General features: G+C 32.7%; 17 protein-coding genes. 9 read left to right on the top strand and 8 right to left on the bottom strand.

The genetic code is table 11. The features are described from left to right. Nucleotides 1-1,077 precede the first annotated feature (1,077 nt). Both RH98_RS12925 and RH98_RS12920 read right to left on the bottom strand, forming a co-directional pair. A complete protein-coding gene (locus RH98_RS12925; protein WP_010255599.1) occupies nt 1,078-1,623 on the bottom strand; it encodes an NADPH-dependent FMN reductase in 546 nt (181 codons plus the stop codon). Nucleotides 1,624-1,750: 127 nt separating this feature from the next. Further along, nucleotides 1,751-2,581, bottom strand: coding sequence for an META domain-containing protein (locus RH98_RS12920; RefSeq protein WP_010255597.1), 831 nt, complete (start codon nt 2,579-2,581; stop codon nt 1,751-1,753). A gap of 235 nt (nt 2,582-2,816) precedes the next feature. Here RH98_RS12920 and pyrR point away from each other — a divergent pair, with 235 nt between their 5' ends. The 7 genes from pyrR (at nt 2,817) to RH98_RS12885 (ending at nt 7,207) form a co-directional block, all read left to right on the top strand. Continuing rightward, entirely contained in the window at nt 2,817-3,368 is a 552-nt protein-coding gene (gene pyrR, locus RH98_RS12915) for a bifunctional pyr operon transcriptional regulator/uracil phosphoribosyltransferase PyrR (protein ID WP_010255594.1), read from the top strand. Nucleotides 3,369-3,391: 23 nt separating this feature from the next. Further along, nucleotides 3,392-4,318: an aspartate carbamoyltransferase catalytic subunit gene (locus tag RH98_RS12910; RefSeq protein ID WP_010255591.1), complete on the top strand. Its 927-nt coding sequence runs from the start codon at nt 3,392-3,394 to the stop codon at nt 4,316-4,318. A gap of 64 nt (nt 4,319-4,382) precedes the next feature. Beyond that, nucleotides 4,383-4,724 (top strand): ribonuclease Z, encoded by a 342-nt coding sequence (locus tag RH98_RS12905; RefSeq protein WP_010255590.1) that lies wholly within the window; start codon nt 4,383-4,385, stop codon nt 4,722-4,724. 111 nt (nt 4,725-4,835) lie between these two features. Continuing rightward, on the top strand, nt 4,836-5,744 hold the full coding sequence (locus RH98_RS12900) for a ribonuclease Z (RefSeq protein ID WP_010255588.1): 909 nt from the start codon (nt 4,836-4,838) through the stop codon (nt 5,742-5,744). 11 nt (nt 5,745-5,755) lie between these two features. Further along, entirely contained in the window at nt 5,756-6,403 is a 648-nt protein-coding gene (pdxH, locus tag RH98_RS12895; RefSeq protein WP_010255586.1) for a pyridoxamine 5'-phosphate oxidase, read from the top strand. 2 nt (nt 6,404-6,405) lie between these two features. After that, complete coding sequence (locus RH98_RS12890) at nt 6,406-6,660, top strand: hypothetical protein (protein WP_010255584.1); 255 nt, start codon at nt 6,406-6,408, stop codon at nt 6,658-6,660. Continuing rightward, nucleotides 6,650-7,207, top strand: coding sequence for a DUF8465 domain-containing protein (locus RH98_RS12885; RefSeq protein ID WP_010255580.1), 558 nt, complete (start codon nt 6,650-6,652; stop codon nt 7,205-7,207). Before RH98_RS12890 ends, RH98_RS12885 begins: the two co-directional genes overlap by 11 nt. Before the next feature lie 86 nt (nt 7,208-7,293). Here the strand turns inward: RH98_RS12885 and tpiA are convergent, their stop codons facing one another. From tpiA to RH98_RS12860, 5 genes are read right to left on the bottom strand one after another with little or no spacing between them, the layout of a single operon-like run. After that, nucleotides 7,294-8,049 (bottom strand): triose-phosphate isomerase, encoded by a 756-nt coding sequence (gene tpiA / locus RH98_RS12880; RefSeq protein WP_010255577.1) that lies wholly within the window; start codon nt 8,047-8,049, stop codon nt 7,294-7,296. Beyond that, complete coding sequence (locus tag RH98_RS12875) at nt 8,049-8,630, bottom strand: TlpA family protein disulfide reductase (RefSeq protein WP_010255575.1); 582 nt, start codon at nt 8,628-8,630, stop codon at nt 8,049-8,051. The genes tpiA and RH98_RS12875 overlap by 1 nt, the downstream gene beginning before the upstream one ends. Nucleotides 8,631-8,651: 21 nt before the next feature. Further along, nucleotides 8,652-9,725, bottom strand: a complete 1,074-nt coding sequence (locus RH98_RS12870) for an ABC transporter permease (RefSeq protein ID WP_026038899.1) — start codon at nt 9,723-9,725, stop codon at nt 8,652-8,654. Nucleotides 9,726-9,731: 6 nt separating this feature from the next. After that, on the bottom strand, nt 9,732-10,835 hold the full coding sequence (locus RH98_RS12865; RefSeq protein WP_010255572.1) for a BT_3928 family protein: 1,104 nt from the start codon (nt 10,833-10,835) through the stop codon (nt 9,732-9,734). Between the two features lie 36 nt (nt 10,836-10,871). Beyond that, a complete protein-coding gene (locus tag RH98_RS12860; RefSeq protein ID WP_010255569.1) occupies nt 10,872-11,414 on the bottom strand; it encodes a DUF1599 domain-containing protein in 543 nt (180 codons plus the stop codon). A gap of 123 nt (nt 11,415-11,537) precedes the next feature. On the opposite strand from RH98_RS12860, the gene folP reads away from it, so the two are divergent. Beyond that, nucleotides 11,538-12,362 carry a dihydropteroate synthase gene (gene folP, locus RH98_RS12855; protein WP_010255566.1) on the top strand — a complete coding sequence of 275 codons (825 nt, stop codon included), beginning with the start codon at nt 11,538-11,540 and terminating at the stop codon, nt 12,360-12,362. After that, nucleotides 12,359-12,970 (top strand): hypothetical protein, encoded by a 612-nt coding sequence (locus tag RH98_RS12850; RefSeq protein WP_010255564.1) that lies wholly within the window; start codon nt 12,359-12,361, stop codon nt 12,968-12,970. The genes folP and RH98_RS12850 overlap by 4 nt, the downstream gene beginning before the upstream one ends. Nucleotides 12,971-13,056: 86 nt before the next feature. On the opposite strand, the gene rlmH is transcribed toward RH98_RS12850, so the two are convergent. Continuing rightward, nucleotides 13,057-13,530: a 23S rRNA (pseudouridine(1915)-N(3))-methyltransferase RlmH gene (gene rlmH / locus RH98_RS12845; protein WP_010255562.1), complete on the bottom strand. Its 474-nt coding sequence runs from the start codon at nt 13,528-13,530 to the stop codon at nt 13,057-13,059. Nucleotides 13,531-14,294: the final 764 nt, after the last annotated feature.

Genomic DNA, 14,294 nt, shown 5'->3' with positions numbered 1-14,294 from the left:
GTATTTTTTGTCTCAAAAACTTATTTTTTATCATTACAATCTACTATTTACTGTATTTTCTTTTTTGTGAATTTGTTTAATTATAGAAATGACATTTAGTGATTTTGTATTATTTGATGTTTTTTACTGCAGTTTTTTTATAAAAATCTCTATTCTATATTTGTCCTGTTCATAAGTAACAACAAAACCATAATTATTGATAGAAGATAATTTAACGGTAAAAATTGTATTAGTTAGGTTTGAGAGTAAATCGCAGAACTTTTTTTCATAGTCATTTTTTTTTGATACAGTTAATGCCTAAGATATCTTATTCTAAATCTATCAATAAGAGTTATAAAATGTGAGTGATTATTCGTAGTAAATAGAAATACTTATTAGGATTAATTGTTTGATAGTTTGTTAAGCACAATTTATAATTCAAAAATGTAGCCAACTAAAATACCTCCTCAATAGTCAATAAAAAATTGCTATTAAAGTTTGATAAATATTGAGGAGGATTTTAAAAAAAAGAATGCGAGTGTTTGTTAAATAGTTGACATAAGTAATGTCAAAATGGTGTTTTCAATTGTTAGATAAAGGAAAGTCAGAAAGACTTTCCTTTATTTTTATTTAGAGGTATAGATTAAAAGAAATCTAATTCTGAAACTTATATTTACTGAAATAAGGTGGCTCAATTCTATAGAAATTGTGGGAGTATAGAAGCTATTAAATGGGGATAGAAGTATATTCAGTATATCATAAATCCATTGTGTCTCCATTAAATTCTATTGGTTTAATAGAGGTACAATGGACTCATTATGTAGTCATTATGGACATATCGCGTCTAGTCCTGCTATAACTGTACAGTAATAAGTAATAATTGCACAATTAATTCTAGATTTTATAAGAGTCTATGAGCTATTATCACATCTTTATATTATGATTAAAAGGCGTATTCTTTTTGATGAAAGGACTATTATTGAAACTTTAGTATTTTGCTTAACGCTTTAAATAGTTGAAGTCGTTAAGAGGTAAGTCTTAAGATAAGGTTCAAAAAAAGAGCCTGAATTGTAAATTCAGACTCTTAGATCAATTTGATTATACGTGTTTTTTACTTTCAGATAGTAATTCTACAAGCATATTCATTTTCTTTTTATAGACATCAGATAAGTCATTGTTTTCATACATGTCTAAACTACTCATTGGAATAGAGTAAGGTAGTGACCATGCGCGTAATGCTTTTGCTACGTTATCTAATGCGTGTATTCCTTGCATAGCTTGGTTTCCTGCTGACCAGCATGTGAATGCAACTACTTTGTTGGTTAAATAAGCTGGAGAATCCTTTGCTGTAATTTCTAACCAATCAATTGCATTTTTCATTACTCCTGTCATTCCTCCATGATATAATGGAGTTAACCAAATCATAATATCTGCTGAACGAAATGCCTGTGCAAAGTCTAGGACATCTTGAGGAACATTATCCATTAATTTGGCTTGAAATATAGGGATCTGATAGTCAGATAAGTGAACCTGCTGTACATCAACATTAGCTTTTATGAATTGATCTGCGTAGTATTGTGCAATACGTCTTGATGTGCGAAACGACTCTTCATCTAAAGAGCCATTAAATATTAAAGCTTTCATAAACTAAATTGAATAATTTGATGCACTAAGGTAAAACAAAAAATTGAGAGATGAGGTTTATCAAAGCATTGTCAATATTTGGTAAGCAGAATTTTTAACTTAGCGAAAATAGCGTTAAATAAATAACTTATTGTTCATTAGCTTTTTGTAATAATCCAGATTGAATAATACCGAACATTAAAATTATTTTATCATCTTGATATAAATTTAAAGTTTGGTCAGCTACATCAAATAAATAAGACTTGTTTTGTAGAATATTGATGAAGTCTTTAGCTACTTTATCTCTATCATTAATACATGATGAGACCTTTACAGCAAGTTGTTTAAAGCTGATAGTATCTTGATTGTCATTTATGGTAAATTCTCCTTCAAAAGTTCCACAGCCAGTACTTCCTGAAATTCTATTGTTTTCAAAATCTAATGAAAAATAGGGATGATAAACTCTAGAGCTATCTCCGCGCATTTGTATAAGTTTCCAATCATGTTTACCAATGTATCTTAGTAATGGATTCTCTTTCTCTTTACTAAAGAGCATAGTTACACCTTGTCTGGTGGTAAGAAATAAAGAGTCATTACCTTGCATGTGGACTTTAAAGGAAGTCTTGCTAAGGTTATTTACAAACAATTCTTCAGAAGTGTTTACAATATGAGTACATCTATTATCTGTTCTACTGCCAGCAAAGGTTGTGATAGTTACTTTTCCTTTACTCTGGCTAATATTCTTTATAGGGATTTCAAAAGAATTACAACCAGTATCCCCAATTATGTGAAAACCACCTTTGTCGATAAAGAGTGTCATTATACGTTCTATCACTTTTTGATTACTTGCAGATTGCAGGATCCACTTTGTATTATATATATCATCTTCTAAGGATAAATTAGAAGAAGTCTTGTCCTGTCCATAATGACTTATAGTCATTAAACAGGTTACTACAATTAATAATAAACTTTTTTTCATGATAACGAAAAGTAAGTAGTTGTGAGTGGGTTTAGTTGTAAATACAGTATGCTTTTAGCATTGTTTTTAGTGTAGTAAATGTACTCATTTTAGATAAGAACTTTACAATAACGTTACGATTTATAAAGGCAATTACTTGTTTTTTTTGTAAAAAAAGAAAGACATATTGCCATAATAATTAGTTGAAAACAATATTTAATTGTATTTTTACCCCCCAAACACAACTCTTTTTTATATGAATCCAAAAGTATTACTTACTTCAAAAGAGATTGATATTATTCTACATCGTTTGGCATGTCAGTTAGTAGAAAATCATTTAGATTTTTCCGAAACCCTTCTTATTGGTATTCAACCACGTGGTAAAGTCTTGGCAGAACGAATCAAAAACATTATTGAGAAAGAATACGGTATTAAGGAAATTCCATTAGGGTTTTTAGATATCACTTTTTTTCGTGATGATTTTAGAAGAAATCAAAAACCACTTGAAGCAAACAAAACGCAGATTGACTTTTTAGTTGAAGACAAGAAAGTTGTTTTTATTGATGATGTATTATATACAGGTCGTAGTATACGTGCTGCATTAACAGCAATACAGTCTTTTGGGCGTCCTCAAGAGATTGAATTATTAGTGTTAATAGACAGAAGATTTAGTCGTCATTTACCTATTCAGCCCGATTATAGAGGAAGACAAGTAGATGCTTTTAACAATGAAGCTGTACGAGTATCATGGACTGAGAATGGTAATAATACAGATAGCGTTTATCTGGAGCAAACCAATAAAATCTAACTACAAAACCTACTATCCAAGTAATGAAAGAATTAAGTGTAAATCACCTTTTAGGAATTAAATATATTACAAAACAAGACATTGATTTAATATTCGAAACAGCTGATCATTTTAAAGAAGTTATCAATCGTCCTATTAAAAAAGTTCCTTCCCTTAGAGATATTACAATAGCTAATATCTTTTTTGAAAATAGTACTCGTACCAAACTTTCCTTCGAATTAGCACAAAAACGTTTGTCAGCAGACGTGATAAGTTTTTCAGCAGCCCAATCTTCTGTAAAGAAAGGGGAAACACTAATTGATACAGTTAACAATATCTTATCGATGAAGGTTGATATGGTTGTGATGAGACATAGTAATCCAGGAGCAGCACACTTTTTGTCAAAGAATGTAAAAGCAAGTATTATTAATGCAGGAGACGGCGCGCATGCTCACCCTACACAAGGGTTGTTAGACAGTTTTACAATACGTGAGAAATTAGGAGAAGTCGCTGGAAAGAAAGTGGTTATTGTAGGAGATATATTACATTCAAGAGTAGCACTATCAAATATCTATGCTTTACAATTACAAGGGGCTGAAGTACGTGTGTGCGGACCTAAAACATTAATCCCTCGCTATATTGAAAGTTTAGGTGTGAAGGTAGAATCAAATTTACGCAAAGCTCTGGAATGGTGTGATGTTGCTAATATGCTAAGAGTTCAAAACGAGCGTTTAGACTTTAGCTATTTCCCTTCTACAAGAGAGTATTCACAACAATTCGGTCTGACTAAAGAAATTCTGGATTCATTAGACAAAGAAATTGTAGTGATGCACCCAGGACCAATTAATCGAGGTGTAGAGATTACATCTGATGTCGCTGATTCAGGTCAGTCAGTAATATTAGACCAAGTTGAAAATGGAGTGGCTGTACGTATGGCAGTAATTTATCTTTTGGCATCAAAGATTAAATAATTAAATTAGCCTTTGCATCTCTATTAATGAGAGAAGAAATATCAACATCTAATTGTGTAGGATTATGAAAGTAAAAGAAAAAGGACATACTATAATTTTAAGTAGTAGTGAAGCAAGTGTAGAAGCATTTCTTGAAAAGATTATACAGCAGTATGAAAGTCATTTTAAAAAAGCTAATTTGATTATTGATTTAAGCAATGATACTGGTGTGATTTCAGAAGAAGATTTAAATCTATTTGAAGAAGTTGCAATAGAGCATATCGAGCAAGCAAATAAATCTTTTGTTATAGTAGTACCTAATGTTGACTTTAATGATTTTGATGGTGATTTAATTGTAGTGCCTAGCCTGCAGGAAGCTCACGATTTAATAGAAATGGATGAAATTCAAAGAGATTTAGGATTTTAATTATTACCCAATATATAAAAGAAAAGGCTTAAAGTAATTTAAGCCTTTTCTTTTTGCTATCTGTAGTGGTTTTTTGTACATTACAACTTCAAATTATAAAACAATAACAAATTGAAACTTACTATATTAGGTTGTTACGCAGCTACACCTCGCTCAATGACAAACCCTACTTCTCAAGTTTTGGAGATAGGTGGACAAATGTTCTTAATAGATGCAGGTGAAGGCACGCAAGTACAGCTAAGACGCAAAAAGATTAAGTTCCAACGTATTAACCATATTTTTATATCGCATTTACACGGAGATCATTTCTATGGACTAATAGGTCTTATCTCTACCTATATGTTATTAAATAGACAAGCAGATCTACATGTATATGGACCAAAAGGGATTAAAGAAGTAATATTACTGCAATTAAGACTTTCAAATTCTTTTACTGGTTATAAATTGTTTTTTCACGAATTAGAAAGTAAGCAAAGTGAAGTTATTTATGAAGATGACAAAGTAACAGTGCGTACAATACCACTAGATCACCGCGTATATACTAATGGTTTCTTGTTTGAAACTAAATCTGGTGAGCGTAAGCTTCGTATAGGAGCTGTGGAGGACTTAGGTATTGATAGATGTTATTACCAGAAAATTAAAAATGGTTCAGACATTACTCTAGATGATGGAACAGTAATTGACAACAAGGATATTACTTATGATCCAGAACCAACGGAGAGTTATGCTTTTTGTTCTGATACTAAGTATAGCGAGAGTATAGTGCCGATTATTAAGGATGTCGATGTTCTTTACCACGAGAGTACATTCTTAGACTCAGAATCTCATTATACAGAAAAAACAAAACACAGTACCGCTAAAGAAGCAGCTGCAATTGCTAAATTAGCCAATGCAAAAACATTAATATTAGGACATTATTCTACTAGATATAACGATATAACATTGTTTAAGAAAGAAGCTTCTACTGTTTTTGAAGGGACAATCTTAAATGCAGATGATTATAAAGTCTTTGATTTATAAACTACAAAGTAATGAGTGATTTAAGTAATTATAGAAAATCATATGAGCGCAGTGTACTTCTTGAGAGCTCAGTTGATGAAAATCCAATGATGCAATTTCGCAAATGGTTTTGCGAGGTTGAAGATTTTGGAGGTGTTGACGAGGTAAATGCTATGACTGTTTCTTCCATAGGATTAGATGGTTTTCCAAAAGCAAGAGTAGTGCTATTAAAGTCTTATGACGAGAATGGATTTGTGTTTTATACCAATTATAATTCAGAAAAAGGCAAAGCAATATTGGCTAATCCTCACGTGTGTTTATCTTTTTTTTGGGCTTCTATGGAGCGCCAAGTAATCATTAAAGGAATAGCTCATAAAGCACCGGCAGTACAGTCAGATAATTATTTTGACAGTCGTCCTGTAGGAAGTAGATTAGGAGCGATTGTCTCTAATCAAAGTGAAGTGATAGCATCCCATGAGGAGTTAGAACAAAAATTAGCTTTACTTGAGCAAGAAGTACAAGGGAAAGAAATTAAGCGCCCAGAGAATTGGGGCGGCTTTGTGATTGAACCTGTGTCAATTGAGTTTTGGCAAGGTCGACCTAATCGATTACACGACCGTATTCGCTATACATTAACAGAAGATCAGTTAGACTGGAATATAGAACGCTTAGCACCTTAAATATGAAAATAGCAAAAGTAATATTCGCTTTATTAGTCGTTTTTTTTATGGGATGGGCATTAAGTGAGCAGACAAAAGAAAAACCACTTATTTGGGTACAAGTAGTGGGAGTAGCACTATTTTTCTTTGCCATGTATCGTCTAATGAAAAAAACGCCAAGTAATAATATGCCACAAAATGCGGCAGAGCGCGAGTTCGACAAAGGGATTAAACAAGATTTAATTAACCAAAGTAAAGAGGAAGAAGATGTTAAATAAAGGTGATTTTGTACAAGTTTTAGACGAGGCAGAAGAGGGAACGGTAGTGAAGGTTGTAGGTGATGAGGTAACTATTGAAACTAAAGAAGGTTTTGTGTTGAATTACAAAGCAAGTGAACTCTTAAAGATTGAGCAGGATATAGCAGGTGATTTAAAATCTGCAACTACCAGAAGTTCTGTAGAAGAAGCGCTTCAAGATAAAGTAGGACCTATAAAGCGCTCATTTACTAAAGAGAAAAGATCTCGTAAAGATGAATTCATATTAGAGGTTGACTTACATATAGAGAAGTTAACTAAAGAGCATACCCGTATGGAAAAGTACGACATGCTTACACTTCAATTAGATACTGCACGCGGTCAATTAGAGTTTGCTATACGCAACCGTATTCCACGTATTGTATTTATACACGGAGTAGGAGAGGGAGTACTGAAAGCAGAATTGGAATTTTTGTTTAGTCGTTATCCAGAGGTAGTAGCAGAAGATGCAAATTACCAAAAGTACGGATTAGGAGCTACACAAATCTATATCAAACAGAATGTCAGATAATCTTTAGATTATAATCTATATTAGTGTACCAATAGAAAAGGAGCAACTGATCTTAGTTGCTCCTTTTTTTGTATTTATTATTTCGCTTAATAAGCTGCGTTTACAATGGCAGTAAAATCATCAGCTACTAAAGCTGCTCCACCAATTAGGCCACCGTCTACATCAGGTTTAGAGAAGATTTCTTTAGCATTGCTTGGTTTTACACTTCCTCCGTAAAGGATAGCGATATTATCTGCTACTTTTTTATCGTATTTTCTTTCTATCTCTTGACGGATAAAGGCATGCATTTCTTGTGCTTGCTCTGGAGTTGCAGTCTCACCTGTCCCAATAGCCCAAACTGGTTCATACGCAATAACGATATTAGCCATTTGTTCTTTTGTCAAATGAAATAGTCCATCTGTCAATTGATTGAAGATTACATTTAAGTACTGTTTATTCTCACGATCTTTAAGTTCTTCTCCTATACAAAAGATAACACGCATATTGTATCTTAATGCAGTATTTACTTTATCAGCTAATACAGCATCTGTTTCGTGGAAATAGTGTCTTCTTTCAGAGTGTCCAATGATTACAGTATCTACACCAATACTTTTTAGCATTTGAGCAGAGATCTCTCCAGTAAAAGCACCACCTTCTGCTTGGTGCATATTTTGAGCTGATACTTGGATGTTTGTTCCGTCTAAATGAGCTACAGCACTAGCTAAATTGGTAAAAGCAGGAGCAACAATTACTTCTACTTCTTTTCCTGATGGAAGTTTTTCAATTAGCTCGTCTAATAGCGCATGTGTTTCTGGATATGTCTTATGCATCTTCCAGTTTCCTGCAACAATTTTGTTTCTCATTATTGTACTTTTTTTAGTGTGTCTATAATTTGCTCGAAGCTCTTTTCAGTAGCATCGTATAAGGCAATGTATCCTTGTTTATCTAAAACGATATAACGAGGAATCCAGTTTAAGTGAATAGCTTTACCGAATTCTCCTTTCATTCTTTTCTCATCATTTAAGAAGAAATGTTCACCATTAAGGTTGTATTTCTCAATCCCTTCTTTCCACGCTTGTTCTGTTTTGTCTAATGATAAATAAACATATTTTACATCTGGAAATTGGTCGTGTATTTTCTGTGCTTCAGGAAATGCTTTAATACAGTCAGGACACCATGTTGCCCAGATATCGATTAATACAGCATGTCCTTTTGTTTGCTCTATAATATGTTGGAAAGTTGTTTTTGTCCCTTCTAGGGTAATAAACTCAGCATTTAAAGCAGCCGCTGCAAAACCAGTACTTTCTAAAGTTTGTTCTTCATCAATACCTTCTAGAACACTTTGCTCTGTCATTTCGATATTTTGGTCTTTCACATCTTCTTTCTTTTTACAAGCTGTAAAGGAAAGCACGGCTATAGTAAGGGCTACAATGATTCTTTTCATCTATATTGGGGTTTAATTTTATTAATTTAATTTTACTCTAGGGTCTAAATATGCATATATCAAATCTACTAAAATTGTAATGATTACAAAAGCAGTTGCGATAATTAATACAGCACCCATAATCACTGGTAGATCTAATGTATTTAATGCCTCAACGATCTCTTTACCCAATCCATTCCATCCAAATATGTATTCTACAAATACCGCTCCGGCTAGCATAGAGGCAAACCATCCTGATAGAGCAGTAATAACTGGATTTAGCGAGTTTTTTAGTGCGTGTTTTCTAATGATTAACGACATCGGTAAACCTTTTGCTTTTGCTGTTCGAATATAATCTTGGCTTAATACTTCTAAAAGGGAATTACGCATTAATTGAGTTACTACTGCTAATGGTCGTATTCCTAAAACTATAGAAGGTAATATACAATTGCGCAGTGCTAGGTGTTTGCCTTCTCCAAAATCATCTACTTCATATAAGCTTCCTGTCATCGGTAAGTGGGTGTACTCATGTAGTAGGTAGCCAAATATCCAAGCAAAGAGTATGGCACTAAAAAAAGAGGGAATACTCATGCCAAAGGTACTAACTAAGGCAATTAATCGATCAAGCCAAGTATTGTGGAACAAGGCAGAGATAATTCCTAAGAACACACCTATTACCAACGCAATAGCAATGGCTAAAACGGCGAGTAATATTGTGTTAGGTAAGGTCTCCGATATAATGGTACTGACTTTTTTACCATTTTTCTGAAAGCTTTCTCTTAAATAGGGTGATTTTAAAACAATTTCACTATTGCTTAAACTAAGTAAAGTTGTAGCAGTGTATTTACCTGAATTATAAGTGTAATCTTCTTTATTTTTACTGTGATAGGATATAGGTGACAAATCATTTAGATACAGCAAATATTGTGTACTAATGGGCTTGTCAAAACCGTACTTCTTTTTGATGGCAAGTAGCTGCTCTGAATTTTCATTTTGATCAAGCATCATTCTTGCAGGGTCACCCGGTAGAATATTGAATAGGAAAAAAACAACAGTGACTACCCCAAAGAGAGTAGCCATTGCGTATAATGTCTTTTTTATGATATAACTTAGCAAGTCTTCTTATTTTTTAAGGACTATTTTATTTCTGTCTTTCCAGTGTTTTTTCTCTGTGATAACTCCATTTTCAACTATTACAATACTAGGATTAGCACGTTCGATAGTTTTTAATGTTGTGCCATCACAAGTGTAGTATTCAAATGGTAATTGATACTCTTTAATTACTTCATTTATTTTGTTCTCAGATGAAGCAGTCATTCCAATAACTTTATAACCACTGACAATCGCTTTATTAGAGAAGTCTTTCATTACTTTTAAGCCTTTTACATCTGCTTTATCTAAATCATAAGTGATAATCAGCATTAGTTTAGGCTCTTGCATCATTTGGAAAGTATAATCTTCTCCATCCTTATCCATTGTGAAATCGTGAATAGGAGGGATATAACCTTCTGATAATTGAGTATCTTCTCTTCTGATGAATTTTGCACCAGCAGGTAATTTACCTAATTCTTTGTCTGAGAACTTTTGTTCTTTACCATCTACTTCATAATAGAAATCCATTCTGTACTGAGCACGAGGCGCATCTTCAGGTATTTCCATTCCTTCAAGTATATTAGTACCAACTTTAAAGGCTCTGAAATCTTTAATAGGCAAGTGATTAATTACTGTATATCCCATTATTGAGCATAATACAAAAGCGATAAATACAATAACGCCATTTGTCTTACCTTTAAAAATAGGGTTAATATATTTTTTATATTTTATTAGAATTAAAATAAAGACTAGTAGAATAATATCTTTTGTAAAAGAGCCCCAAGGCGTAAGTTTTACTGCGTCGCCAAAACAACCACAGTCTGTAACTTTGTTGAAATAAGCAGAGTAGAAGGTAAGAAAAGTAAAGAAGACAATCATCAAGAATAATAATGTCAAGGTCAGTTTACGTCTGTAACCCACCAGCAATGCTACGCCCAAAAGAACTTCTGCAATGACTAAAATTACCGCAAGAGCTAAAGCGTAGGGAGTAAATACAGGAAGGTCTAGTACTCCTGCTGAAAAATATTCTTCTAATTTAAATGAGAATCCGTAAGGATCATTTAGTTTAATTAAACCAGAAAGAATAAATAGAATTCCTACAAATAGTCTTGATAAATGGGTAATTATTTTCATAGTAGATTTCTTTTTTTAGATAAATAATAGTTGATATTATTCAGTAATTTCTAAATGTATTAACGCAAATACAGAGTAGTTTAGTATATCTTGATAATTAGCGGCGATGCCTTCAGATACTAATGTTTCTCCTTTGTTATCCTCAATTTGTTTTACACGTAATAGCTTTTGCAGAATTAGGTCGGTTAAAGAACTAACGCGCATTTCTCTCCATGCCTCCCCATAGTCGTGATTTTTATTCTCCATCAGGGTTTTGCACTCGGCTACTTTTGCATCGTATAGTGCTATTGCTTCTTCTGATGATAAATCAGGTTGATTAGCGACTCCTTTTTCCAAGTTGATAAGCGCCATAATACAGTAGTTAATGATTCCTATAAACTCAGGGATTTCACCTTCGTCTACTTTTCTGACGTCATTCTCCTGAATACTTCTAATGCGTTGTGCTTTAATATAAATTTGATCTGTTAAAGAAGGCAAACGCAAGATACGCCATGCGCATCCGTAATCGTGCATCTTTTTTTTATATAAATCTCTACATTGCGTAATTACTTGGTCAAATTGAGTAGAAGTCGTAGTCATTTGAATTATATTTGTCTATTATTTGTTCAAAAATACTAATAATACTTTCCCTTTAAAAGTATTAAAATAGATTTTAGAGGTGAATATTTAATAAAAATACACAATTCTAACGTATAAAGCACAATGACAATAAATTGTAAGGGAGAATTAATTGATTTATCAGACCCAAAAATAATGGGAATTTTAAATGTGACTCCGAATTCCTTTTTTGATGGTGGAAAATACAAGACAGATTTAGATTTTTTAAAGCAAGCCGAGCGAATGCTAAATGAAGGGGCTGACTTTATAGATGTAGGCGCTTATTCAAGTAAGCCAAGTGCTGAATTTGTAAGTGAAGAGCAAGAATGTCAACGTATTGTTCCTATTGTTGAATTATTGTTAAAGGAATTTCCCTCTCTTTACTTATCTATCGATACCTTTAGAGCAAAAGTAGCTAGGGTAGCTATAGAGGCTGGAGCAGCGATGATAAATGATATAGCTGCTGGAGAATTAGATAATCAAATGATTACAACTGTAGGTGAACTTGGAGTCCCTTATATAATGATGCATATGCGTGGCAATCCTAAGACAATGCAAACCCTTACGAAATATGATGATTTAGTGATGGACATGCGCAAGTACTTTTCTGAGAAAATAGCATTGGCAAGAGCAGCAAAAATTAATGATATAATTATTGATCCAGGTTTTGGCTTTGCTAAGACATTAGAGCAAAATTATCAATTAATGAATAAAATGGAGTTGTTTGATGTCTTTGAATTACCTATTTTAGTAGGGATATCTAGAAAATCAATGATTTATAAATTACTAGGTATAACGCCTCAAGAAGCACTAAACGGTACTACTGTACTCAATACTATTGCTCTTCAAAAAGGAGCAAATATACTGCGAGTACACGATGTGAAAGAGGCAGTAGAAACAAGAGCGATAGTAAAACAATTAACGATATGAGAAAATTACTTTTAATACTTCCAGCATTATTAATCTTAGGAAGTTGTCAGAACAAAAAGCAAATGAAGTTGACTCGCGCAGCTTATACAGTGGAGGAAGGAGTAGAGGATCATTCTCCTATCTATATTGAATTTGCCGAAGATGGTATCGAGCCCCATTTGCTTGAAGGAAGCCGTATTGGAGGAACGAATTACATTTTTAATATCGAGAGAGAATTGAATTTACTAAAAGTAGCAGAAATTGTTACTAAAGTAAAAGATCACAAATATAGAGAAGGCAATTTACACACTGATGAGAAAGGAGTGTATTATAGCTATGCTGATACATTAACAAAGCATATGTCGGTTTTCCCGTTTAAAGAAATTGACTTTGGATTTAATCGTCCGGGAACGAAAGAAAACCTGCTTTACTTAAATGCTTCTCGTGATTTTTTCTTTGAGGATGAGCAAGTAAAAAGAGAAGACTTAGTAGAAAAATTACAAGATAGAGATAGTATTCAATTAGGGTTTAGTAAATCACTAGACTTTGAACATTATCTACAAGCAAGAATATTGTTGAAAGAATTAGAAATTTCTGATAAGTTCTTAAACAAAGATTTAGTTTACTAATTTACAGTAATTAAAATATATTAAACAAGGCTGACCCTAGGTAGTGTCAGCCTTGTTTAATTCTAGTAGTAAGTATCTTTTAATTTTTATTGATGATGATAAGGCTCGTTTCTCAATATCGTAAACCCACGATAGATTTGTTCAATAATAAAAAGACGAATCATTTGGTGTGAGAATGTCATACGAGAAAGAGATATTTTTCCTTTTGCATTTTTATACACTTCTTCAGAAAAACCATACGGTCCACCAATAACAAATACTAATGTTTTAATGCCCATATTCATGCGTTTTTGCAATTCTTCAGAAAAGCCAACGCTAGTAAAATCTTTTCCGTTTTCATCAAGTAATACAAGATAATCAGTAGGAGTGATTTTAGATAAGATTAGCTCACCTTCTTTCTGTTTTTGTTGAGCTTCAGACATATTTTTAGCATTTTTAATATCAGGAATGATTTCCATGTCGAAGTTGACATAGAAAGAAAGCCTTTTTGTGTATTCATCCATCAATGTCTGTAGTGGTTTGCTATCCGTTTTTCCTATTGCGATTAACTTGATATTCATCTGTATTTTTTATTTACCTACAAAAATAGTTTTTTTTTACAAATCAATAATTTACATCTGTGGCTTAATGATCAGCAGGTTAAAGTAGATCAATAGTCTACTCACTATATAGTTCCATTAATTTAATGGATGATAGAATATATTGTGTATTAAAAATTGTATCTTTGTATTGTTATTCAGCGCTCTAGCTGATGTTTCTTACAAAAATTACACAAATCAAAGTTTGCATTTTTTTTCTAAATTGACTGTAAAAAAAGTCAATTTGCAATTCCCCTTTTGTCAAATTTTAAGGAATTTAATTCAGGTTTAATCCCAGTGTTGTTCGGGGACGGTGGCAGTATTGTTCGGGAATATCCCCTTTTTGCAATGCGTTGCAGAGCAATTCTCGCACCCTTCTCGCACAAAACTGCTATTGAATTACGTGAAATACTTGTTAAGTATTGTAAATGCTGGGTTTTGTTAAAAAATGCGTTTTGCAAAAAAGGTTAATAAATGTAGTTTTTAGACATTATTTACCCTTGCAGTAAATAGGTATAGTGGTTTTTTGTATCGAAGGGCAATATTGTTAGAGCAGAAGAGATCATTTTATATTATTCAAACATGAAATAGGGAGCATTTTTATAATAGTGTATTTTTATTGAGTTATTACAAAGTAACGATGCTAAGATAGCTTCTATTATCAGAGTTGTGAATTGCTTTCAAATTATTGTATTTTTATCGTGTAATCACACAACCTTCTTGCTGCTTGATTTTCTATAGTCTCC

The sequence above is a fragment of the Myroides injenensis M09-0166 genome, assembly GCF_000246945.1.
GTDB classification, from domain to species: Bacteria; Bacteroidota; Bacteroidia; order Flavobacteriales; family Flavobacteriaceae; genus Flavobacterium; species Flavobacterium injenense.
Note: the sequence above shows the minus strand (reverse complement) of the source record. Positions and strands in the feature narration are given on the sequence as shown.

Excerpts from the sequence above, each read along its gene's own strand:
- RH98_RS12875 (WP_010255575.1), bottom strand. The coding sequence starts at position 8,630 with ATGAAAAGAATCATTGTAGCCCTTACTATAGCCGTGCTTTCCTTTACA.
- RH98_RS12860 (WP_010255569.1), bottom strand. The coding sequence starts at position 11,414 with ATGACTACGACTTCTACTCAATTTGACCAAGTAATTACGCAATGTAGA.
- RH98_RS12885 (WP_010255580.1), top strand. The coding sequence starts at position 6,650 with ATGTTAAATAAAGGTGATTTTGTACAAGTTTTAGACGAGGCAGAAGAG.
- RH98_RS12910 (WP_010255591.1), top strand. The coding sequence starts at position 3,392 with ATGAAAGAATTAAGTGTAAATCACCTTTTAGGAATTAAATATATTACA.
- pyrR (WP_010255594.1), top strand. The coding sequence starts at position 2,817 with ATGAATCCAAAAGTATTACTTACTTCAAAAGAGATTGATATTATTCTA.
- folP (WP_010255566.1), top strand. The coding sequence starts at position 11,538 with ATGACAATAAATTGTAAGGGAGAATTAATTGATTTATCAGACCCAAAA.
- RH98_RS12925 (WP_010255599.1), bottom strand. The coding sequence starts at position 1,623 with ATGAAAGCTTTAATATTTAATGGCTCTTTAGATGAAGAGTCGTTTCGC.
- RH98_RS12920 (WP_010255597.1), bottom strand. The coding sequence starts at position 2,581 with ATGAAAAAAAGTTTATTATTAATTGTAGTAACCTGTTTAATGACTATA.
- RH98_RS12890 (WP_010255584.1), top strand. The coding sequence starts at position 6,406 with ATGAAAATAGCAAAAGTAATATTCGCTTTATTAGTCGTTTTTTTTATG.
- RH98_RS12865 (WP_010255572.1), bottom strand. The coding sequence starts at position 10,835 with ATGAAAATAATTACCCATTTATCAAGACTATTTGTAGGAATTCTATTT.
- pdxH (WP_010255586.1), top strand. The coding sequence starts at position 5,756 with ATGAGTGATTTAAGTAATTATAGAAAATCATATGAGCGCAGTGTACTT.
- RH98_RS12850 (WP_010255564.1), top strand. The coding sequence starts at position 12,359 with ATGAGAAAATTACTTTTAATACTTCCAGCATTATTAATCTTAGGAAGT.
- tpiA (WP_010255577.1), bottom strand. The coding sequence starts at position 8,049 with ATGAGAAACAAAATTGTTGCAGGAAACTGGAAGATGCATAAGACATAT.
- rlmH (WP_010255562.1), bottom strand. The coding sequence starts at position 13,530 with ATGAATATCAAGTTAATCGCAATAGGAAAAACGGATAGCAAACCACTA.
- RH98_RS12905 (WP_010255590.1), top strand. The coding sequence starts at position 4,383 with ATGAAAGTAAAAGAAAAAGGACATACTATAATTTTAAGTAGTAGTGAA.